The 21,007-nt window shown below is 60.2% G+C and carries 18 protein-coding genes and 5 pseudogenes; 5 read left to right on the top strand and 18 right to left on the bottom strand.

All coding sequences use genetic code 11. The features are described from left to right. Positions 1–15: 15 nt before the first annotated feature. A pseudogene (locus AU14_RS23770) lies at positions 16–3,793 on the bottom strand (DUF1631 family protein). A gap of 180 nt (positions 3,794–3,973) precedes the next feature. Between AU14_RS23770 and AU14_RS07995 the strand changes: the two are divergent. Next, positions 3,974–5,043 (top strand): annotated as a pseudogene (locus AU14_RS07995) (aminopeptidase). Here the strand turns inward: AU14_RS07995 and argA are convergent. The 11 genes and pseudogenes from argA to coaBC form a co-directional block, all read right to left on the bottom strand. Further along, positions 5,017–6,324, bottom strand: a complete 1,308-nt coding sequence (gene argA / locus AU14_RS07990) for an amino-acid N-acetyltransferase (RefSeq protein WP_041340143.1) — start codon at positions 6,322–6,324, stop codon at positions 5,017–5,019. The pseudogene AU14_RS07995 and the gene argA sit on opposite strands and share 27 nt — an antisense overlap. Before the next feature lie 31 nt (positions 6,325–6,355). Beyond that, positions 6,356–7,523: pseudogene (argE, locus tag AU14_RS07985) on the bottom strand (acetylornithine deacetylase). A 25-nt stretch (positions 7,524–7,548) separates the two neighbouring features. Continuing rightward, positions 7,549–8,193: an LSm family protein gene (locus AU14_RS21160; protein ID WP_236744554.1), complete on the bottom strand. Its 645-nt coding sequence runs from the start codon at positions 8,191–8,193 to the stop codon at positions 7,549–7,551. Beyond that, entirely contained in the window at positions 8,166–8,393 is a 228-nt protein-coding gene (locus AU14_RS21155; RefSeq protein WP_236744553.1) for a hypothetical protein, read from the bottom strand. Before AU14_RS21155 ends, AU14_RS21160 begins: the two co-directional genes overlap by 28 nt. Then, positions 8,393–8,797: a hypothetical protein gene (locus tag AU14_RS21150; RefSeq protein WP_236744552.1), complete on the bottom strand. Its 405-nt coding sequence runs from the start codon at positions 8,795–8,797 to the stop codon at positions 8,393–8,395. Before AU14_RS21150 ends, AU14_RS21155 begins: the two co-directional genes overlap by 1 nt. 24 nt (positions 8,798–8,821) lie before the next feature. Beyond that, on the bottom strand, positions 8,822–9,718 hold the full coding sequence (gene argB / locus AU14_RS07975) for an acetylglutamate kinase (protein ID WP_041340140.1): 897 nt from the start codon (positions 9,716–9,718) through the stop codon (positions 8,822–8,824). Between the two features lie 47 nt (positions 9,719–9,765). Next, positions 9,766–9,993 (bottom strand): hypothetical protein, encoded by a 228-nt coding sequence (locus tag AU14_RS21145; RefSeq protein ID WP_236744598.1) that lies wholly within the window; start codon positions 9,991–9,993, stop codon positions 9,766–9,768. 123 nt (positions 9,994–10,116) lie between these two features. Continuing rightward, positions 10,117–10,329: pseudogene (locus AU14_RS21140) on the bottom strand (phosphomannomutase/phosphoglucomutase); the annotation flags it as partial. Then, a complete protein-coding gene (locus AU14_RS21135) occupies positions 10,227–11,186 on the bottom strand; it encodes a phosphomannomutase/phosphoglucomutase (protein ID WP_236744597.1) in 960 nt (319 codons plus the stop codon). The gene AU14_RS21135 and the pseudogene AU14_RS21140, both read right to left, overlap by 103 nt. Before the next feature lie 1,295 nt (positions 11,187–12,481). Next, positions 12,482–12,943 carry a dUTP diphosphatase gene (dut, locus tag AU14_RS07965; protein ID WP_041340138.1) on the bottom strand — a complete coding sequence of 154 codons (462 nt, stop codon included), beginning with the start codon at positions 12,941–12,943 and terminating at the stop codon, positions 12,482–12,484. Between the two features lie 36 nt (positions 12,944–12,979). Next, positions 12,980–14,182 carry a bifunctional phosphopantothenoylcysteine decarboxylase/phosphopantothenate--cysteine ligase CoaBC gene (gene coaBC / locus AU14_RS07960; protein WP_041340135.1) on the bottom strand — a complete coding sequence of 401 codons (1,203 nt, stop codon included), beginning with the start codon at positions 14,180–14,182 and terminating at the stop codon, positions 12,980–12,982. Positions 14,183–14,360: 178 nt separating this feature from the next. On the opposite strand from coaBC, the pseudogene radC reads away from it, so the two are divergent. From radC to rpmG, 3 genes and pseudogenes are all read left to right on the top strand, one after another. Beyond that, positions 14,361–15,033: pseudogene (gene radC, locus AU14_RS07955) on the top strand (RadC family protein). A 217-nt stretch (positions 15,034–15,250) separates the two neighbouring features. Beyond that, the gene (gene rpmB, locus AU14_RS07950; RefSeq protein ID WP_008173462.1) at positions 15,251–15,487 is read left to right on the top strand and encodes a 50S ribosomal protein L28; all 237 of its coding nucleotides are present in this window, start codon (positions 15,251–15,253) and stop codon (positions 15,485–15,487) included. Between the two features lie 11 nt (positions 15,488–15,498). Next, entirely contained in the window at positions 15,499–15,654 is a 156-nt protein-coding gene (gene rpmG, locus AU14_RS07945) for a 50S ribosomal protein L33 (protein WP_007153739.1), read from the top strand. Positions 15,655–15,743: 89 nt separating this feature from the next. On the opposite strand, the gene AU14_RS07940 is transcribed toward rpmG, so the two are convergent. The 3 genes from AU14_RS07940 to AU14_RS07930 all read right to left on the bottom strand — a co-directional run bounded on the left by AU14_RS07940 (position 15,744) and on the right by AU14_RS07930 (position 18,088). Continuing rightward, the gene (locus tag AU14_RS07940) at positions 15,744–16,604 is read right to left on the bottom strand and encodes an endonuclease/exonuclease/phosphatase family protein (protein WP_041340133.1); all 861 of its coding nucleotides are present in this window, start codon (positions 16,602–16,604) and stop codon (positions 15,744–15,746) included. An 81-nt stretch (positions 16,605–16,685) separates the two neighbouring features. Then, positions 16,686–17,318, bottom strand: a complete 633-nt coding sequence (locus AU14_RS07935; protein ID WP_041340130.1) for a thiol:disulfide interchange protein DsbA/DsbL — start codon at positions 17,316–17,318, stop codon at positions 16,686–16,688. Positions 17,319–17,479: 161 nt separating this feature from the next. Next, complete coding sequence (locus tag AU14_RS07930) at positions 17,480–18,088, bottom strand: c-type cytochrome (RefSeq protein WP_041340127.1); 609 nt, start codon at positions 18,086–18,088, stop codon at positions 17,480–17,482. Between the two features lie 174 nt (positions 18,089–18,262). Here AU14_RS07930 and yihA point away from each other — a divergent pair, with 174 nt between their 5' ends. Further along, positions 18,263–18,895 (top strand): ribosome biogenesis GTP-binding protein YihA/YsxC, encoded by a 633-nt coding sequence (gene yihA / locus AU14_RS07925; protein WP_041340125.1) that lies wholly within the window; start codon positions 18,263–18,265, stop codon positions 18,893–18,895. Positions 18,896–18,926: 31 nt separating this feature from the next. On the opposite strand, the gene AU14_RS07920 is transcribed toward yihA, so the two are convergent. The 3 genes from AU14_RS07920 to AU14_RS22760 are packed head-to-tail and all read right to left on the bottom strand — an operon-like array spanning position 18,927 to position 20,961. Then, a complete protein-coding gene (locus AU14_RS07920) occupies positions 18,927–19,925 on the bottom strand; it encodes a substrate-binding domain-containing protein (RefSeq protein ID WP_041340122.1) in 999 nt (332 codons plus the stop codon). 29 nt (positions 19,926–19,954) lie between these two features. Then, positions 19,955–20,515, bottom strand: coding sequence for a gluconokinase (locus tag AU14_RS07915; protein ID WP_236744551.1), 561 nt, complete (start codon positions 20,513–20,515; stop codon positions 19,955–19,957). After that, positions 20,515–20,961 (bottom strand): TRAP transporter large permease subunit, encoded by a 447-nt coding sequence (locus tag AU14_RS22760; protein ID WP_269079127.1) that lies wholly within the window; start codon positions 20,959–20,961, stop codon positions 20,515–20,517. Before AU14_RS22760 ends, AU14_RS07915 begins: the two co-directional genes overlap by 1 nt. Between the last annotated feature and the right edge of the window lie 46 nt (positions 20,962–21,007).

The raw sequence follows: 21,007 nt of genomic DNA, 5'->3' as shown, positions 1-21,007 counted from the left end.
AGAAAGGTCCGGAGATCAGGTGAGACTGGTGAGCAATCGGGGTCTTTCCACCACGAAGCCCTGAGCGTAATCGACGCCCAGCTCAGTCAGCATATCGAGGATGTCGCGGGATTCAACCTGAGAGGCAATGACTTCCCGCTTCATGTAGTGAGCCATTTCGACCATGGACTTGACCATGGCGCGGTCGGTTTCACTGGTGCTGAGCTGACTGGTGAACGAACCGTCGATCTTGATCAGATCCACCGGCAATGACCGCATAAACTGGAATGAGCTCGGACCGCTGCCGAAATTACCGAGGCAGAAGCGACACCCCAGTTCCTTCATTTCCAGCATGAAGTCAGCAAAGGCCTCAACGTCGTTGATGGCAGAAGCTTCGGTCAGCTCAAACCAGAGCCGTTCGATCGGCGCGTCTTTCTCACTCAGTTTTTCGTAGATAAACTCCAGCAAGGACTGGTCGTTCAGGGAATGCCCCGACAGGTTTATACAGATGCCACCCATATGACGCGGATCCGGCGCACGCTCGCGCAACCAGTCCAGCATGTGGCCGACTACCCAGCGATCCACCGCCTGCATCCGGTCATACCGTTCCGCCATCCGCACGAAATCCCGGCCGGTAATCAGGTTGCCGTAATCATCGTACATGCTGATCAGCACCTCATACTGAGGCGCCATAGCAACCTGGGCATGCAACGGAATGATTTTCTGGCAGCGCAGCAGCATACGCTCTTCGTTGAGATCGCTGAGTCCCGCCACCTTGGCGGCGATCTGTTCCTGGCGCGACTGGTCGTCCGGGTCCAGGGTGTACTCGCTCACTTTACCGTGACCGTCCTGCTTGGCCGAAGCCAGAGCCTGCTCCGAAGCCCGCAACCAACGTTCGGCACTGACCAGACCCGGCAACTCCGCAACGACCCCGGCACTGGCCGACAGCCGGTAGGTCCGGCCATCAAACACAAACTTTGCCGCCTCCACCGATTCGATCAGGTCGCGGGCGGTCTGCTGGGCGTGCTCCGCGGGCACCAGCAGGGCAAATTCAGTCCCGGCAAGACGTGCCAGCGGCATGCCGTCTTCCACCGCGCGACCGAGCAATTCGGCAACCTGCTTCAGGGTTGCGTCGCCGGCCTGATAGCCGGCGGTATCGTTGAGCAAGCGGAACCGGCGCAGGTCCAGCCGGACCAGTGTGCGCTCGTCTTCGCGGCGGGCCAGTTGCTGCTCCAGCATGCGCTCGAACTCGCGACGTCCCAGCAACCCGGTTAGCTCATCGTGAGTGGAGGCCCAGGACAACTGATCGTAGACCTTACGCACCATACGATCGATACTTTCATCCACCAGCGGCCGCTCGTATTGGTTGTCCGGCACAATGATGCCCTTGCGCATGTGGCGGGCCAATGCCTCGAGCTCCAGTTCCACCACCCGCATACCCTGGTGGTTCACAAACACGAACCGACTGAACCCGCGGGCAATCCACACCAGGCGAATGTACTGGGGCTCATCGGGGTTATCCTGGTCCCGCAACCAATCGCCGGTCCGCAACTTCTGGGCCCGGTTGATCCAACGCTGCAGGCTTCGCTGTTCACGCTCCGACAGGACCTTGTCGGTTTTCTGCTCGGGCTTCGCCGGTGGCACCTCAACCATATCCGGCGCCTTTTCAGGACTACGCACCAGGAATTGTTTCAACTCATCGCGAATCTGTGACGAAGGCAGGTGATTGCTGGAAATAGACGACAGACCGTCCTGAATCACCCGCAGTAGCTCTGGCAGGTTCAGGGTGCTGTCCGGATCGGCAGCAAACGACAACAGCGAATCGATCACCGCCAGGTAATCGTGCCAAAGCGGACTGTCCGGACCCTGGCGGATCCAGGTCAGCGACAACAGGTCGCGCCAGCCGCCATCAAGCAGGCTCAGCACTGCCCTGGGCACCTTGCGGCCAGCGAGTTTCTCATCCAGCACCTCGGAAACCGCCTGTTTGGAGTCCGCCACTTTCTGGGCGCCTTCGGCGGCGGCAGCTACCCGCTCAACATTGCGCCGGTAAACCAGGTTCTGGCGATCAATGAGGGAATCGAGCTCCTGCACAGTCTGCTCGAACACCCCGGTATCCTGTTCGAATTCGGTGGTAATGCGCTGGATCAACTCATCCACCCGCCGCTGCACCACCGGATTGATGCGCCCGCCCTTGGTTCCGAGCTGCGCCAGCCGGTTCATCACGCCTCGCACCGGGCTGTCGAGATCGTCAAAAAACGCCGGATCGCGCATCACCACCTTGAGCACCGGCACTTCCAACTGCCGGATACGCTCCTGGGCATATTCGCTCAGCTTCGGGCTTTCCACCACCGACCGGAAAAACCGGTCGACCACATCCAGAGTGCCCTGCTGCTCCTCGTCCAGCTTGCTGTCGCCGCTGGCACGGACCTTCTCTACCACTCGCTCCTTGAGTGTGGTCTCGGCTGCCGAGGCTTCAATGGCCGCCACCTGAAGCTGCTGCAGCTCCCGCTGCAGTTCGCCACTGGACAGCGGCCGGGCATTCACCGGGAAGGGCACGGGCTCCGGGTCACCGCGAGAAATACGACTGGCGGTCAGTGTGGTCAGCAGGTTGCGAACGGTGGCAAAGGCAGTTTGTGCCGCCTGGGTGTAACCGCGGAATTCACCGCTGCTGCGATTGTCCCGGCTACGAGCAGGTTTCGGCTTTTGCTGTTCCGCGCTCTTTTCGTCATTCTTGCCGGCACGCTGCTCCTGTTCATGTTCCTGAACAGCGGGCTGCGGCTTGGCTCAGTGGCCGGCGTCGGGCCGGACTCAGCCTGGGAGGCGGTCTGATCGCTCAGGTATTTGCTCAGATCCAGGTCCGGCAACACACCGTGACGAATCAGGATGTTGTTGAGCTCCTGGTATAGCGGCCCCAACTGCGTAAGTACGGTCTGTTCAAAAACTTTCAGGCAGACTTTCTCGACCTCGCGGGACGCCTTCAGCTGGCTCAACCCGCTGTGAAAGGCCTCGCAGACCAGGGAAGGTCCTAGCGGATTGTGGTGTCCGGTACTGTTGGCAATGCCGAGCTTGTCGAGTCGCAATTTCAGCTGAAGCAAGTCGCCACGGAATTGGGTGTCGGCCTTGGTCACCATCACCCGGATGGTCAGCCAGTCTTCGAACTCGCCTTTGTCCACCACTGACAATTCCGAGCCCGGAAAACCTTTAGGTGCCGGTTTCAACGGCGATTCCAGAGTCCGTGCCATCTGGTGCCAGATCACCCGCTGACGCCCCTGGAGCTGGCCCGAGGCATCCATGAATTCGTTGGCCTGCTGGTCGTTGGGCGCGCGCTGGGCGGCTTGTTTCAGACCCTCGACCATCTTGCCAAAACAGTCGTCCATCAAGGGCTCGATAAACTGGATAACGGCCTTGGCGGACTGGTGCAGGACATACTGGACCCGGTCATTGGGTGCCTTCAGCGAGGCGCGATCCTGGTCCCGGGAGCCACCCCATTGCTGCAACATGGCGTCGACCGCCTCGGGCGCGGAGCGGGTGAAGTGAACGCCCATGGCGCCATCGATGCGCCGGACAATACTGACATGCAACTCGTGGCGCTTCCGACCGTCCAGGCTCCGGAAACGCACCACCAGCTCGGCGGGGTCGCCGTCGGCCAGGGCGCGGTCGAGTTTGCGGGAGGTTTCGGCTGAATAGCGGACGAACAGACCTTCGGCGCAGAAGTCCGCGATCTGGCATGGCCAGGCTTCGCCCCTGCCCAGGTCTATCTGGGCTGCCAGTTTGATGGGCTTGCGAGGCTACTGCGACGTTCTCTCGGATCCATTAACTACCTGATCATTCTTGAAACCAGAACGAGAGAGCAATTGCTTCCGCCCCATCTGGCCTACGTCCCTGGAAACGATGGCAATTGCCACCTGCTACTACCTGCTAATATCGGAACCATGCCTGTAATATACCGGCTTGGTCCCAACCGGCAATCGTTACCAATATAACATCTTGATCCATGAAACAGCTTAGTCAGATCTACTTCCTATTTCTACTTATTGCCGGAGTTTCCGGTTGTTCCAGTATTGGCTATTACAGTCAGGCGGTGTCGGGCCACGTTTCTCTGATGATGGCGGGCGAACCGGTCGAACAGCTGATCGCCCGTGATACCACATCCGAGGAGCTGAAAGCGAAGCTAAAAACCAGCCAACAGGCCCGGCAATTTGCCCGCGACACCCTGAGTCTGCCCACCGGTGACGCCTATTCCGAGTACGTCGCGCTTGATCACCCCTGGGTCGTGGTCAATCTGGTCGCAGTACCGGAATTCTCGCTGGAACCACACCGCTGGTGCTATCTGGTGCTGGGTTGCCAGGCCTATCGGGGCTATTTCAACCTGGACGACGCCAAGAGGGAGCAGGCCAAATTTGAGAGCGACCGGTACGACACCTTCGTTGGCGGCGTCACCGCCTATTCAACACTGGCTGGTTCGACGATCCCCTGCATTCCGGCTTCACCAATCTGAGCGAGGGCCGGATGGTGGCGCTGATCTTCCATGAACTGGCGCACCAGGTCCTCTACGTCAGTGGCGACACCACTTTCAACGAAAGCTTTGCAACGGCGGTGGAGCTGGAAGGCCTGAAACTCTGGTCCAGGCAAAACGACAATCCCGAGGTGTTTGAACGCGCCCGGGAACGCCTGCAGCAACGGGAACAGACCCTGAACCTGGTGCGGGCAACCAGCCAACAGCTCGAAGCTCTGTACCAGCAGCAAGGGCAAATTCCGGTGGCGGCCCTGCGCCAACGCAAAGATGAGCTGTTAACCGAACTGGTACAGACTTACCTGCGCTTATCGGAACAGTGGCAGCAACCCGGCCCGTTCGGTGCCAATCCCACGAGCCTGAACAATGCCAACCTGGCGCTGTTCCGTCAGTACAACCAGTACGTGCCGGGATTCCGCCAGCTGTTGCTGGAACTGAATCACGATTTCCCGGCCTTTTACCGGGCCGTCGAGGACCTGTCCGAGCGCCCTCGCCGTGAACGTCAGCAGACCCTCGAGGCGCTGTCAGAGAGGTTTAACGAAGACTTTTGACTTGCGCTGGGCGTTGTAGGACGCCAGCTTGGGGCCTGGCAGCGCCTGTACCGACGAGATCTGAAAGCCCCGCTCCCGGAACCAGTGTTCGGTCTGCGTGGTCAGCACAAACAGGTTCTGGATGCCCTGCGCCTTCGCCAGCTTCTCAACCATGGCCAGGATATCGTCGCCGCGGCCGGCCCGGCGGTAGGACGGGTTCACCGCGAAGCAGGACAGCTCGCCGGCTTGCTCTTCCGGGTAGTAATACAGGGCCGCACACCCAACAATGGTGCCGTCCCGTTCGGCCACCACAAAACGGTCAATCTCGGTTTCCAGCATTTCCCGGGACCGGCGTACCAGCACACCCTGCTCTTCCAGGGGCTGGATCAGCTCAAGGATGCCGCCGATGTCTTCAACCCGGGCCTGCCGGATCTGCTCGTAGTTATCGCCGCTGACCAGCGTGCCCGAACCGTCCCGGGTGAACATTTCTTCCAGCAGGGCACCGTCGTTCACATAGCTGATGATGTGGGCCCGCCGCACGCCTTTGACACAGGCGTCGCAGGCGGCCCGCAGCAACGCCGCGTCATGTCCGGTTACGGCTCCGGCGGCCAGTCGCTCCGAGGCCTGTCGGGCGGAGAGTTCACGGATCAGACTGCCGTCTTCTTCCAGCAAACCCTCGTCGTCAATGAACACCAGTAGTTTCTCGGCCTGCAAGGCCGCCGCCACCTGGCTGCCAACGTCCTCGTAAGACAGGTTGAAGGCGTCGCCGGTGGGCGAATAGCCCATCGGTGGCAGCAGCACGATGTGCCCCAGCTCCAGCAGTTTCTCGATTCCGGCCACATCTACCCGCCGAACCCGGCCGGTGTACCCAAAATCAATACCGTCGAGCACGCCCACCGGACGGGCCGCGACATAGTTACCGCTGCTGACCCGAATACGGGCGTTGTGCATGGGGGAATTCACCAGCCCCATGGACAGCTGGCTTTCGAGAAACGCGCGCAGACCACCAATGGCTTCCATGACCATCGGCAGTTGCTGTTCCGGGGTGATTCGCAGGCCCTGGGCGAACGAGGACTCGGCACCGGCACCGTCCAGACGCGTCTGGATTTGCGGGCGGGCACCAAACGCCACCACCAATCGCACCCCCAGACTGCTCAACAGGGCGATGTCGTGGATGATGTTGATGAAGTTGCCGTGTTCAATGGCATCTCCGGGGATAGTCAACACCACCGTACGGCCGCGATGGGCGTTAATGTAGGGGGATGAGTGGCGGAATCCGTGCAGCCAGTCGTTCGATTTCAACCCGGTCTCCAAGTTAGTCGTTACAAGCTTCTTACAAGCAGAATTGTCTGATCAGCCCCTTCAGGATCCGAATCGTCGGCTCCAGCTGGGCCAGCTCAATGTACTCATCGGGCTGATGGGCCTGATCAATGGAGCCAGGCCCCATGACCAGGGTTTCCAGACCCAGTTTTTGCAGCCAGGGCGCCTCGGTGGCGAAGGCCACCGCGTGAGCGGTGTGCCCGGTCAGCTTTTCACAGGCCTTTACCAGTGCGGCGTCGGCCGGCGTTTCGAAGGGTGGTACGCCATCGAACAGCGGCTCGAACTCCATGCTCAGCTCCCGGCGCTCGGCCACCGGCCGCACCTTGCTCAGGATGGCCTGGCGCAGGCTCTCCATGTCCATGCCTGGCAGTGGCCGAAGATCGAAATGCAGCTCGCACTGGGCACAGATGCGGTTGGGATTATCGCCACCGTGAATGCAGCCAAGATTCAGGTAGGCACCTGAACCTCGAAGTTCGGGTTGCGGTACTGTTCCTGCCACTGACCGCGGAGGGTCAAAAGCTCAGACAGGGCTTCATGCATCCCTTCCAGGGCATTGCGACCGAGTGCGGGGTTCGAGGAATGGCCAGACTGGCCCTCGAACTTCAGGCGTTCCATCATGATGCCCTTGTGCATACGCACCGGCTTCAGACTGGTAGGCTCGCCAATGACCGCGTAACGGGCCTTGGGCTTGCCCGCCTCGGCGAGCGCCCGGGCCCCATTCATGGAGCTTTCCTCATCGGCGGTCGCCAGCAGAATCAGGGGCTCCTTCATCGGCAAACCGGCGAACTCCCGGGCGGCTTCGATAGCCAGGGCGAAAAAGCCTTTCATGTCACAGGTGCCAAGCCCGTACCAACGGTTATCCCGCTCGGTCAGGGTGAACGGATCGCTGGTCCAGCGCTGATCGTCGTAGGGCACCGTATCGGTATGACCGGACAGCACCAACCCTCCTGGGCCACTGCCCAGGGTGGCAATCAGGTTGAATTTGCCGGGCATGCCCGGTACTTCCAGGATTTCGACGGCAAAGCCAGGGGCTCCAGCCACTCGGCCAGAATCCGAACAACCGCTTCGTTGCTGTGATCCCACTTGGCCGAGGCACTGCTTATCGAAGGCAGGGAGATCAAACGCGTCAACATGTCCTTGACGCCCGGAACCGACGCAACATTTACTTCAGACTGCGACATACACTCCCCTCGGACCCGATTCGGGTCACTGTTTGCGACCGCGCCGCCACACCTCAAAACCGGTAATGGCACGCGCCAGCATTGGATACGCTACTTCACCGCCCGCCACGACCCGAGCGACTTCAAGCTCGCGCTCGCTGACGCTGACCAGCCGACCTTCAACCACGTTGTCATTGGACAAGGTGACGCGCACCTGGCGCCCTATCCACTGACTGGCATTCTCAACCGAAGCAGCATACCACCCTTGCACCTCCGGGTTCTCCTGCTGCACAGCGGGTTCGGCAGCCCCCGGATCAGGCTCCGCGAGCACCGGTTCGGCTTCACGCAGGAACACATCGGGCACTGTGGCGCCGTTGTACGCCACGGTCCATTCGGCACCCTCAGGCTCTTCGCCCACGGGCACAATCGGGATGCCAAGGGCGGGCGCTTGCGGCTGCACAGCCACCGTTATTTCGCCCCCTTCCAGCAGCCATTGCCGATACAGCGCAAGCAGTTGCCGGCTGGCATTCAGGCCCCGGGCGTCGAGGCCCTGCTGAAAAGCAGCCAGAGTCTGGTCGGCCCAGGCCGATGGCTCCAGCCCCGCCTCACGGGCGCAGTAGGCTGCTACCCGGCGCATCAAGCCACCATCGCGCAGGGTCACGGTCATGGCCTGGGTGGTGCTGTCGAGCACGCGTTCGGGTCTATCACATCAATTCGGGCGTCGGGCCATTGCAGCTCCAGGCTGCCGGTGCCCGCCGTGTTCAGCTCGGCGTGAACACCGTCGGCGTTCTGCCGGATCAGGACTTCGCCGCCCAATGCGGTGATCCCCATCCGCATCAGGTCGCCACTGCCCAGCTGCTGGCGCGGATCCGGCGCGCAGGACAGGGTCATCAGCGTGGGCTCACCACTGCTGTTCTGACCCTCGGCCGTAACCCAGTTGCGAAACATAGTGGCCTCAAGCACCAGCCCCAGCCCGTCGGCTTGCAGGTCCAGCTGTTCGGCAGTGTGCCCGGGTCTATCAGGGCCGACGCCAGATCCAGAGGCGATCCGGCATCGAACTCAAGGCGACCGATTTCCAAAGGACGGGTCAACCGAAAGTCCTGCCAACTGCTGCCGGACAACAGCACCCGGCCGTCAACGCCCGAACTGATGGTGCCGCGCTCGATCACGCCGTACGACTCCAGAGCGGACCGGGCCTCGGCCAGGCGCTGGTCAGTCAACCACCAGACCCCGGCCTTGAACACCACAAAGCCGCCCAGCCCGAGCACAACCAGCAGTTTCAGCAGGCGCTTCATCCACAGTCTCCTCGTACCAGACGTTTAATTGCGGGAAATCAGGGTGCCGACACCCTCGTCGGTAAAGATCTCCAGCAGGCAGGCGTGGGCCACTCGGCCGTCAATGATGTGCGAAGTCCGAACCCCATTTTCGACGGCGTTCAGGGCGCAGCGGATCTTTGGCAGCATACCGCCATGAATGGTGCCGTCTTCAATCAGGTCATTGACCTGCTGGGCGGTCAGGCCGGTCAGCACCTTGTCTTCCTTGCTCTTGAGCCCGGAAACGTTGGTGAGCAGGATCAGTTTCTCGGCTTTCATAGCTTCCGCGACCTTGCCGGCCACCAGATCGGCGTTGATGTTGTAGGAAGCGCCATCCGGACCAACGCCGATGGGCGCAATCACCGGGATCACGTTGCTGCGGGTCAGCATGTCGATAACATCAACATTGACGCTGGCCACCTCACCAACATGACCGATGTCGATGATTTCAGGGCGCACCAGCTCCGGTGAGCGGTCCACCACTTCCAGTTTGCGGGCCCGGATCAGGTTGGCATCCTTACCGGTGAGGCCAACGGCGGTGCCACCCTGGGCGTTGATCAGGGAAACAATTTCCTTGTTCACCTGGCCACCGAGCACCATTTCAACCACGTCCATGGTTTCAGCATCGGTCACCCGCATGCCGTTTACGAACCGCGACTTGATGTTCAGGCGTTCCAGCAGCTCACCGATCTGGGGGCCGCCGCCATGCACCACAATGGGATTGATTCCCACCAGCTTCATCAGCACCACGTCCCGGGCGAAGCTGCTCTTCAGGTCTTCGTTTTCCATGGCGTTGCCGCCGTACTTGATTACCACGGTCTTACCGGTAAACCGCTGAATATACGGCAGGCCCCGGCTCAGAACCGAAGCCACCTGCATTGCTGTTTCACGATCCAACGCCATCTTGTTGCCTTCTAAATACGTGGTTAAAAAGGTTCGATAAACAGCGGTCAGAAGTCCGCTGCGATATCCGGAGCTGCTTTCTGCAACTGCTCCCGGAAAATACCCTTGATCCGCTCCAGGCCTTCATCGGTTTCCGCCTCAAAGCGCAGCACCAGAACCGGCGTGGTGTTGGACGCGCGGCATAGTCCCCAGCCGTCGGCGTAATCCACGCGGATACCATCAATGGTGCTGATATTACCGTCACCAAATTGTCCGTCCTGGCCCAGCCGTTCCATGATCCCGAATTTACTGCTCTCGGTCACTTCGACATTAAGCTCCGGCGTGCTGACGTCTTCAGGGAAGTCCGCGAACACCTCGTCGCTGTGACGGTCTTCGATGCCGAGAATTTCCAACAACCGGGCGGCGGCATAAAGGCCATCGTCAAAGCCGTACCAGCGTTCGCCAAAGAAAATATGCCCGCTCATTTCACCAGCCAACTGGGCGCCGGTCTCTTTCATCTTGGCCTTCATCAGCGAGTGGCCAGTTTTCCACATGATCGGCCGTCCGCCGGCTTCTGAAATGACCCCGGCCACGCGCCGGCTGCATTTGACGTCGTAGAGCACGTCGCACCCGGATTGCGAGAGACCACATCGCGGGCAAACAACATCAGCAAGCGGTCCGGCCAGATGATCTTGCCGGTGTTGGTCACCACGCCGAGGCGGTCACCGTCGCCATCGAACGCCAGACCAATATCGGCTTTCTCTTCCTTTACCCGAGCAATCAAATCGACCAGGTTTTCCGGCTTGCCAGGATCAGGGTGGTGGTTGGGGAAATCGCCATCCACTTCGCAGTACAGCGGCACCACTTCGCAGCCCAGTTCTTCCACCAGCATCGGTGCCAGCTCTCCGGCAATGCCATTGCCGGCATCCACCACCACCTTCAGCGGCGCGGCCACGGCGATATCGCCGACGATGCGATCCAGATAGGCCCGCCGGACATCTTCCGACGACTGACCACCCTGGCCACTGGCAAAGTCGGCAGCCTGGGTGCGCTGGTACAGTTTCTGGATGGCATCCCCGGACAGGGTTTCGCCGCCCAGCATGATCTTCAAACCGTTGTAATTGGCCGGGTTGTGGCTGCCGGTCACCATCACGCCAGAGCCGGTCTGAAGCTCCTGGGTGGCGAAATACAGCACCGGCGTTGGCACTGCGCCAACATGAATGACATCGCAACCGGTGGCCATAACGCCACGGGCCAGGGCATTGGCCAGTTCGGGGCTGGAATGACGACCGTCGTAGCCAATACACAGGGCACCAATGCCCCGTTCAACGGCTTCGGAACCAATCGCCTGACCTATCAGCTTGACCGCATCAGCGGACAGCGTCTCGCCGACGATGCCGCGAATGTCGTAGGCCCGAAAGATGTCAGGGGATAACTCCACGGTTGGTTCCGGCGTTTCTTCCACTTCCAGGTGTGTACCACCCAGCATGTCATCGCCACCAAAGCCCAGGACATCGTCATCACCATCGAGCATATCGATGTCGGGCATGTCCTTGTCCTGAAACAGGGGCTCATCGCCGGCCGCTGCGGGCTGTTTGCTACTGGCCGACTTTTTCGGCCGCGCCATTTCGAGGGCCTTGGACACGCGCTTGTCCACCACCTGGGACAGCCGGGCCAGAACCTCGCCGGTGGACGCCACCATGTCCCACTGGAGCGGCGGCAGCTTGACCCGGTCGCCGCCAAATACTTTATGCGCCCACTGAATCAGTGTGGTCACGTCCTGGCGGATACGCTGCTGCGCACGGCTGAGCAGAACCCACACCAGAATCGCCGCCAACAGGATCGGCGCCCCGACCAGGATGGCGATCATTACAATGTCCACCGGCGCGGTTGGCGCCTTGGCGGGGGTATAGGCGACAGACCAGTCGGGGTTCGCCAGTGACCGGGTTTCGGCCGCGCCAGAGCCGCTGCCCTGGCTGACGATCGCGCGCGTGGTGCCGGCCACGGTTTGGGTCAGCTCCAACTTGCCACCCAGATCGTCGTTTACTACCTGCAACAGCGGCTGCAAGCGAGCAGCGTCAAAGATCACCAGCAGGCTGCCAATCACGGCATTGCTAACCGGATTGCGTACCGGCGTTGCCATCTGAACCAACCAGCGATTATCCCGGGGAAACGCATCCGGGTGCAGCGGCTGGCTATTTTCCGCCCGCCGCAGCAGCTCAAGACCGGCGAACCCGAGCCCGCCTTGCTCGTTGGCGGTGCGGGGGATCTGCTTGTACGGGAACAGATGCACATCCTGAATACCTGGCAGTGCGCTGGCCAGGCTCTGCTCGGTGGCCACGATACTGCTGGGCTCAGTTACCGCGCCAATAACATCCGGGCGGGCGGCCAGACCGTTCACGCTGGCCTGCATCAATGCCAGATACTGGTTAATCCGCAGTGCCGCCGACTCGGCCTCAACAGCCTTTTCCACTTCGAACCGCTCGATCGCGGCTGGCTGCACCACCAGAAAATGCACCAGGACTGCCGCTACGACTCCGGCCAACACAACCACTAGCGCCTGACTGCGGGCCACCGAATTCAGCTTCTTGAGCTTTGGTCCCGAGACTGCCTTCTTTTCCTTCTTGGCCGCCTTCTTGGCAGACTTTTCATCACCGGAAGCGTCGTCAGTTTTTTTCTTACCCAGCTTCATAATCCTTCCTGCTGTTGTATTTTTTATCCTGAACTCGCACGTTGCGCTCAGTATAGACGCCGGCCTGGGGTTGTGCGTGGCAGGGCCGCGACTCAGTGAGTACCGGTCGAACCAAAGCCGCCCTCGCCGCGATCACTGACATTGAATTCTGACACCACTTCGAAATCTGCCTGAACTACCGGCACCAGAACCAGCTGGGCAATGCGCTCTCCCACTTCGATGGTGAAGGTGGTTTGGCCACGATTCCAGCAGGACACCATGAGTTCACCCTGGTAGTCGGAATCAATCAGCCCGACCAGGTTACCCAGTACGATGCCGTGTTTGTGGCCGAGTCCGCTGCGCGGAAGGATCATCGCCGCCAGCGCAGGATCTCCGATATGAATCGACAGGCCGGTTTTGATCAGCTGGGTCTGGCCCGGCTCGAGGGTCAGAGGCTGGTCGAGGCAGGCCCTGAGGTCCAGACCGGCGGAGCCATCGGTGGCGTATTCCGGAAATGCGATCTGGTTGCCAATGCGCTCATCCAGTATCCGCACCTGAAGTTTTTTCGTGGTCATAATCATCCTATTACTGAAAGAGGAAGCGGTTCGAGCTCAGCCCGTCGCCTGGTCAAGATGTTCGCCGATCAGTGCCATCAGGCGATCGGCAATCCGTTGTTTGCTGTCCGGCCCGATGGAGGCCTGGCCGTCCGGCCAGAACACCGTCACCGCGTTGTTGTCACTGTTGAAGCCGAGCCCCGGCACCGAGACGTCATTGGCGACAATCATCTGGAGTTTCTTGCGCTGCATCTTGTCGATAGCGTACCGGGCTACGTCAGTGGTTTCGGCGGCAAAGCCCACGGTAAAGGGGGCATCGGCCCGGGCGGCAATGGTGGCCAGGGTGTCCGGGTTGCGCACCAGCGACAGCGCCATCTGCTCGCTGGATTTTTTGATTTTGTCGGACTCGCAGCTTTGTGGACGGTAATCGGCCACCGCCGCACTGGCGATAAACAGGTCACAACCGACATCGACCGCCTCTGACGACGCCTTCAGCATGTCCGCCGCGGTCGTCACATTGCGCACCTCGACACCAGAAGGCGCTGGGATGGCAACCGGACCGCTGATAAGCACCACCTCCGCACCGGCATCCCGGGCAGCCGCGGCCAGGGCGTAGCCCATCTTTCCGGAACTGTGGTTGCTGATGTAGCGCACCGGATCAATCGGCTCTCGAGTCGGCCCTGCGGTAATCACCACCCGCTTGCCCGTCAGGACACCGGTGGGCGGCTGACCGGCGACCAAACCCGCCAGCACCAGCGGCTCCAGCATCCGACCCGGACCGGTATCGCCACAGGCCTGCTCACCCTGGTCCGGCCCCCACAGCGTGACCTGCGGATCGTCCTGCAATAACCGGAGGTTACGCTGGGTGCGGTGGTTGCCCCACATGGCCTGATTCATCGCCGGGGCAACGGCAATTGGCGCTTCGGTGGCGCAGCACAGGGTCGTCAGCAGATCATCGGCCATGCCATTGGCCAGGCGCGCGATAAAATCAGCCGAGGCCGGTGCGATAACCACCTGATCCGCCCATTTCGCCAATTCGATGTGCCCCATGCCGGCTTCGGCCTCAGGATCCAGCAACGAGGTCCGAACCGGCTCGCCACTGAGGGCCTGGAAGGTCAGCGGAGTGACAAAGGCCTCGGCACCGCGGGTCATGACTACCCTCACGCTGTGGCCGGCCTTTTTCAGCAGACGAACCAGCTCCGCACTCTTATAGGCAGCAATACCGCCGGTAATGCCCAGCAGAATTCGTTTGGCGGCCATAGGGGCTCCGTATCTTCATAAAAAGAAAGCTTATAAGATAGCATGCTCAGGCGCCACAGACAGCTGCATGCGTGGCCGGACGTTTACCGATTGTTACTTTTTAAAGTAACCTTTGTAATCTCGAATCAAGGCCGACGCAGGATGCGTCTGAAGCCACTAGAACCTGCAAGGAAAGCCTATGAACACTCCGTCCTGGCGCCCGGACGAGCGCCCCCGGGAACGGTTGCTCGCTCACGGCGCCGACAGCCTGTCGGATGCCGAACTACTGGCCATCTTCCTGCGCACCGGCACCACCGGCATGCCGGTGATGACCATGGCGCGCACTCTGATCAACCGATTTGGCAGCCTGCGCGCCTGATGACCGCCTCCCGCAGCCAATTCTGCGACACCAAGGGACTGGGTACCGCCAAATACGCCCAGGTCCAGGCCGCCATGGAAATGGCCCGGCGGGTGATGGATGAACCGCTACGCCAGGGAGACCCGCTGCGCTCACCAGAGGACACCCGTCGCTTCCTGACCAGCCGGCTCGGCACCTACCCTCACGAAGTGTTCGCTGGACTGTTTCTTGATAACCGGCATCGGGTCATTCAGTACCGTGAGCTGTTCCGTGGCACCATCGACGGTGCCGCAGTGTACCCCCGCGAGGTGGTGCGCCAGCTCTGGAGGACAATGCCGCTGCCGTTATCTTTGCCCACAACCACCCGTCCGGGGTGGCCGAACCGAGCGAGGCGGACGTGGCCCTGACCCGGCGCTTGAAAGAAGCACTGACTCTGGTCGATATCAGGGTTCTTGACCATATGGTTGTCGGCCACGGTGAGGTAGTATCGCTGGCTGAACGCGGACTGATGTGATTGCCCGAACCATGGCGCCGGAAAACTGGCCAAATTCCCAACAATTTTTTGCGTTGGGGGGCGAGTTCTGGTATAAAAGCGTCCCTTTCTGGCGGCGTCTGGCGAGCAGCGTTCAGTTTAGAGGCGCGAAACAGGGGCGCAAGCGTTCCTTAGCAACCAGAGACGCATTAAAAACGAATTTGTACTATAGAGACCATTGCTCAGGTCGGAGGCAAGTATGTCCAGAGTTTGTCAGGTTACCGGTAAGCGTCCGGTATCCGGTAATAACGTTTCCCACGCGATGAATCACACTCGTCGTCGTTTTCTGCCGAATCTGCAGAACCACCGTTTCTGGGTTGAGTCCGAGAAGCGTTTCGTGAAGCTGCGCGTATCCACCAAGGGCATGCGCATCATCGACAAAAAAGGCATTGACGCTGTGCTGGCAGATCTTCGTGCCCGCGGCGAGAAATTTTAAGGAGCCGCATCATGCGCGAGAAAATCAAGCTGGTATCATCAGCAGGCACTGGTCACTTCTACACGACCAACAAGAACAAGCGTAACACTCCGGAAAAGATCGAGATCAAAAAGTATGATCCGGTTGTCCGCAAGCACGTTGCGTACAAGGAAGCCAAGATCAAGTAATAACTGATCCGGCATCCACAAAAAAACCCGGCGCTTATCCGGGTTTTTTGTGCCTGAAATCTTATACCTGAACCAAAACTGGACCAAGACTAGAAAGTCTCCAAATACCCTTTTGGCAGCGCCACATCCATGGCAATGGGCAAGTGGTCCGAAACCGGATAACTCACCACTTCTGACCGGCGGATTTCCAGCGACGGGCTCACCAGAATATGATCCAGCGCCTTTTCCGGCCGCCAGCTCGGGAAACTGTGCGCCGACTCCGGAAGCGGGATCAGATCGGTTTCCTTTAACGGGGTCTGGGTCAGCAGCTCTTCGGCGTGGTTGTTCATATCCCCCATCAGCACAACATGCTGGTAGTCGGCAATCAGCTCACGAATGTAGCCGAGCTGGCGCTGCTGCGCCGCCTTACTCAGCGACAGGTGCATCAATACCAACACCAGCGGATCGTCCTCAGAACCATAGCGGGCGATAATGGCGCCTCGCCCCGGAATCAGTCCGGGCAATTTGTGCTCGGTGACATCCAGCGGCCGGAAACGGCTCAGCAAACCATTGCTGTGCTGGGCGATCTGCCCGAGATTGCGGTTCAGCTGCTGGTACCAGTAAGGAATACCCGCCGCTTCGGCCAGATACTGAACCTGATTAATGTAACCACTGCGCAGGCTGCCGCCGTCGCACTCCTGCAGCGCGACCACGTCGTAGTTACCGATCAGATGGGCAATGCGGTCCAGGGTCTGGATCCGATTACGGTGAGGCAGTATGTGCTGCCAACTGCGGGTCAGATAGTGCCGATAAGATGAGGTATTGATGCCAACCTGGATATTGAAGGTCAGCAACCGGATGTGTCGGTGGGGCTCAAACTCCGGCACATGTTCAAAGCCCGAGCAAGTACTGCGAGGCGTTTCGCCCGCTTTCGCCGTCCCGCTGAACTGCTTACGGATTCGCTTGTACATGCTGCCAGCCCCACTCAACTCTCGAAGGTTCCGCAACCCGAAGGCGAAGGTTCCGCGACCCGAAGGCCGCGGACGGCCCCGTTACTCGGCTTCACGCTCCTTGGCGACCAGGTAGTCGACAACGTCCAGGGCGGCCTCGTGACTGCCGGCCATGGAAGCGCTCACTTTGTACTTGCCATTTACCAGCATAGTTGGAACACCGGTGATGCGCGCTCCCCGAATTTTCGACTGGGCTTGCTGCATCCGGGCGTTCACACCAAAGCTCTGGTAGTTCTTCAGGAACGCTTCTCCATCGACACCATGACCGGCCACGAAGTCCGCCAGTGCCTCCGGAGTGTTCAGCTGACGGCGCTCGCCGGCCAGGGCATCAAACAGTGCGTCATGCACCTTGTGCAGTTCACCCATGGCATCAAGCGCGTAGTAAGCGCGGGCGTGGGGCTCCCAGGAACGGCCAAGGGCGGCCGGCATCATCACAAACTCGACATCGTCGGCCATGTCTTCTTCCCAGGCCTCAACCACCGGTTTGAAGTTGTAGCAGTGCGGGCAGCCATACCAAAACACCTCAGCCACTTCGATCTTGCCGTTGTCGTCCGTGCGAACCGGCGTATCCAGTTTCTGATAGTGAGTTCCCTCTTCCCAGGTTTCGGCACTGGCCGGGGCACCAAAGGCAAACATCGCAGCCAGGAAAGTTGCCGCTCCAAGTGTTCTGATCATTAGACATCTCCGATATCGTGAAGTCGTAAGTGTGAGGGATTATGACCCAGCCAGCGGAAAAAGTTCCACAGACGGAGTAAATCAGCCGATTACAGAGCCGTAAGCAATAAAAAACCCCGCCTGAGGCGGGGTCTTTGGAGTCTCAGCTACGCGCTGTTCAATCAGTGCAGGCCAGACACGTAGTTGGCAACCGCCTCGATTTCGGCGTCGGTCAGCTTGGCCGCCACGTCCATCATGATGGCCGCGTTGGAGCCAGTGGCCCGCTCGCCGCCACGGTAAGCCTTCAGCTGCTTGCTGATGTATTCGGCGTTCTGGCCACTCAGGCGGGGATAGCCGCCGGGCTCGTTGCCTTTACCCTGCGGACTATGACAGCCAGCACAGGCTGGCACACCGGAGGCCATGTTGCCACCACGGTACAGAGCCGCGCCCTGCTCAATCAGGTCCGGGTTGGCCTGGCTCAGGGGCATTTCCTGGTCGTCGAAATAGGCGGCCAGATCCCGCAACTCCTGCTCGGACTTACCGTCCAGGATACCAGTCATTTCAGCAATCGCACGATCGCCGGTTTGAATCGCTACCAGCTGATTGTACAGGTACTTTTCACCCAGCCCGGACAGCTTAGGATAGCTGCCCATGATCGGCTTCTGGCCGGCCTGGCCATGACATCCGGCGCATACCGCTGCGTTCTGTTCGCCCGCTTGAGGATCTCCTGCCCCGTGTGCCATCGCTGTGAGGCTTACACCGAGAACAACTCCTGCGATCAGTTTTTTCATGCTCGCTCCGCTTCTCTCATCTTAAAGGTATTCTTCGTTGTGCAGCCGGCAGGCACTGACCAATCAGGCGCAAAACCGGGACTGACAGCGGTCGCGCTCAGCGCGCCGCCCGGATTTGGTGTAGCATTATACATTAATCCCTGATAACTGAAATCCAAAGGAAAGCCAACCGCTGTGGACCCTGATCTGACCCCGAACTCCGTCTCTTTCAACAGTGCCCGCTTCTTGATCAGCGCCTCCCGGCTGGACGAATGCCCACCGGATTTTGGTGCCGAAGTAGCCTTCGCCGGCCGCTCCAACGCCGGCAAGTCCAGCGCACTCAATGCGATCACCGCCCATGGCAAGCTGGCCCGGACCAGTAAAACACCGGGCCGCACCCGGTTGATCAACTTCTTCACCCTGAACCGCGAGGGCTGCCGTCTGGTGGATCTGCCCGGCTATGGCTACGCCAAGGTGTCCCGGGATCTCAAAGACGACTGGCAAAAGCACCTGGGCCACTACCTGAACGACCGCCGCTGCCTAAGGGGCCTGGTGCTGGTGATGGATATCCGCCACCCGCTGACCGAATTTGACCAAATGATGGTGGAATGGTGTGAACATAACAACCTTCCGCTGATGATTCTGGCCACCAAAGCCGACAAATTGAAATTCGGCCAGGCCAAAACCGCCATGATGGGCATCGCCAAAGATCTGAAGCCGTTCAGCTGCGTGCATCACCTGATCATGTTTTCAGCGACATCGAAAAGGGGTGTGGATGAGTGCCGTGAGGCACTGACAAACTGGCTGGAAGCACCCGCCGACGACTGAACGTCAGCCCGCCAGGCAGACACTAGACGCCTTACAGCGTGCCCCCGCACTCGATCCGGTAGCCCAGATCAATACAGGTTTCGCCCTGGGGCTGACCGGACAGTCGCGCCAGCAGTTCCCGGGCTGCCCGCTGGCCCACCGCTTCCCGCGGGGTAATGACACTGGCAAGGCGCGGCACCATCACCTGTCCGACATCGTGGCCATGGAATCCGGCAATGGCGATGGCCTGTGGCACTGCAATGCCCTGGCGCTGACACTCAAAATAGGCACCGATGGCGACGTCGTCGTTGGTGCAAAAGATGGCATCGGTGTTGGGATTGTCCGCCAGGATGCGCTTTAACAGCGTGGCCCCGACGCTGAACGACGAACGCTGTTCGCTACGCAGGGTCACCGGCGTCAAACCGGCTTCGGTCATGGCCATGACATAACCCTCCTGCCGCTGCAGGGTTCGGGCATCCAGCCGCACCGCCAGGTAAACAATGGCGGTGCGGCCCCGGCGAATCATTTCCCGTACCATGTCGTAGGCAGCCTGAACGTTGTCAAAGCCGACAGCCTGCTCAAACGGCCGGGTGTGGGTGTCCATGATCTCGACCGTGGGCACGCCGGCGGTTTCCAGCATCCGGAAGGTTCGATCGGTGTGCTGACTCTCGGACAGGATCACACCGTCAACGTTATAGGACAACAGCGACGCCAGGCTACGCTCCTCAATCTCCGGACTGTAGCCGTAGTGGGCCAGCATCAGATGGTAGCCGGCCTGTTCGGTGACCGACTCGATCCCCTTGATGACGTCAGCGAATACCTGGTTAGTCAGCGAAGGCAGCAGCACCCCGACGGCGTGACTCTTGGATTTGGACAGCAGGTCCGGTGCCCGATTCGGGATGTAACCGAGCGCCTCGGCTTCCGCAAAGATACGCTCCCGCATCTTCTCGGACACGTTGTCGCCGCCGCGCAGGCAACGACTGACCGTCATCTTGGTGGTGCCAACCCGGTCGGCAATGTCCTGCAACGTCGGACGCTTGTTCTTACCCATGCATGATTCCTGCAACGACAGAGAGGCGGCTAAAGCTGAGGCGAACAGGAGCCCGTACGGGCCCCGGCTTCAGCCCCTGGCATCTTCCCCGGTTGTGACCAGCGCCGCAAGGCACTGGCGCACCAGGCTCTCCGGACGACCGGTGACGTCGAGAGTGACGGCACCCTCGTCCAGCTCGGGCTCCTGCAATAGCTGGAACTGGCTCTCGAGCATGGCCTGACCATTGAAGTAATGGTCCTGACGCTGCGACAGCCTCGCCAGATGGTCTGGAAGTCACCCTGAAGATAGACGATGCGCAGCTCCGGGTTGTCGGACCGCAAGCGCTCGCGATAGGCCCGCTTCAGTGCCGAGCAAGCCAGCACCAGACCGGAGTCCTGTTGCCGGATCAGCTCCGCCAGGTCGGTCAGCCAGCCGGCCCGATCGTCATCGGTCAGCGGGATGCCACTGGCCATTTTCTCAACATTGGCGCGGCTGTGGTAACTGTCAGCATCGAAGAAGGGAACCGCCAGCTCCTGCGCCAGCAGACTCCCCACCAGGCTCTTGCCGCAGCCCGAGACACCCATGACGACCAGTTTCGGTACGTTCGCCATTATTGCCACCACAGTGCCAGTTGCGGGAAGGCAATCAACAGCCCCAGCGCGACAATTTGAAGCACAATAAACGGCAGCAGTGACTGGAATATCTCACCCAGGGAGATGTCTTTCGGCGCCACCGTTTTCAGGTAGAACGCGGCCGGTCCGAATGGCGGCGACAGGAAGGACACCTGCATGTTCATGCAGAACACCACCCCGAACCAGATCGGGCTGTAGCCCAGCTCGACCACAATCGGCACGAAAATCGGCATGGTCAGCAAGGCCACGCCGACCCAGTCCAGGAACATGCCCAGCACCAGCAAGATCAGCATCATGAACAGGATGGTTAGCAGGGCATCGCCGCCACTGACCGCGAACACCATGTCCCGGACAAAGTCGATGCCGCCCATCAGGTTGTAAACACCCACCAGTGCGGTTGCACCGATACCGATCCAGATGATCATGCCACACACCCGCAGGTGCTGATGGTGGCTTTTCGGATCATGTCCA

Origin of the sequence: Marinobacter similis, from assembly GCF_000830985.1 — a bacterium.
Lineage (GTDB): Bacteria > Pseudomonadota > Gammaproteobacteria > Pseudomonadales > Oleiphilaceae > Marinobacter > Marinobacter similis.
The sequence above is the reverse complement of the archived record's forward strand: the minus strand, read 5'-3'. Positions and strand labels throughout refer to the sequence as shown.

What these genes read in the sequence shown, in the direction of transcription:
- AU14_RS21155 (WP_236744553.1), bottom strand. Translation starts at nt 8,393, where the DNA reads ATGACCCTGTCCTGCGCGCCGGATCCGCGCCAGCAGCTGGGCAGTGGC.
- AU14_RS21150 (WP_236744552.1), bottom strand. Translation starts at nt 8,797, where the DNA reads ATGAAGCGCCTGCTGAAACTGCTGGTTGTGCTCGGGCTGGGCGGCTTT.
- argB (WP_041340140.1), bottom strand. Translation starts at nt 9,718, where the DNA reads ATGGCGTTGGATCGTGAAACAGCAATGCAGGTGGCTTCGGTTCTGAGC.
- AU14_RS21145 (WP_236744598.1), bottom strand. Translation starts at nt 9,993, where the DNA reads ATGGAACGGCTGGGCCAGGACGGACAATTTGGTGACGGTAATATCAGC.
- AU14_RS21135 (WP_236744597.1), bottom strand. Translation starts at nt 11,186, where the DNA reads ATGCTGGGTGGTACACACCTGGAAGTGGAAGAAACGCCGGAACCAACC.
- dut (WP_041340138.1), bottom strand. Translation starts at nt 12,943, where the DNA reads ATGACCACGAAAAAACTTCAGGTGCGGATACTGGATGAGCGCATTGGC.
- coaBC (WP_041340135.1), bottom strand. Translation starts at nt 14,182, where the DNA reads ATGGCCGCCAAACGAATTCTGCTGGGCATTACCGGCGGTATTGCTGCC.
- rpmB (WP_008173462.1), top strand. Translation starts at nt 15,251, where the DNA reads ATGTCCAGAGTTTGTCAGGTTACCGGTAAGCGTCCGGTATCCGGTAAT.
- rpmG (WP_007153739.1), top strand. Translation starts at nt 15,499, where the DNA reads ATGCGCGAGAAAATCAAGCTGGTATCATCAGCAGGCACTGGTCACTTC.
- AU14_RS07940 (WP_041340133.1), bottom strand. Translation starts at nt 16,604, where the DNA reads ATGTACAAGCGAATCCGTAAGCAGTTCAGCGGGACGGCGAAAGCGGGC.
- AU14_RS07935 (WP_041340130.1), bottom strand. Translation starts at nt 17,318, where the DNA reads ATGATCAGAACACTTGGAGCGGCAACTTTCCTGGCTGCGATGTTTGCC.
- AU14_RS07930 (WP_041340127.1), bottom strand. Translation starts at nt 18,088, where the DNA reads ATGAAAAAACTGATCGCAGGAGTTGTTCTCGGTGTAAGCCTCACAGCG.
- AU14_RS07920 (WP_041340122.1), bottom strand. Translation starts at nt 19,925, where the DNA reads ATGGGTAAGAACAAGCGTCCGACGTTGCAGGACATTGCCGACCGGGTT.
- AU14_RS07915 (WP_236744551.1), bottom strand. Translation starts at nt 20,515, where the DNA reads ATGGCGAACGTACCGAAACTGGTCGTCATGGGTGTCTCGGGCTGCGGC.
- AU14_RS22760 (WP_269079127.1), bottom strand. Translation starts at nt 20,961, where the DNA reads ATGATCATCTGGATCGGTATCGGTGCAACCGCACTGGTGGGTGTTTAC.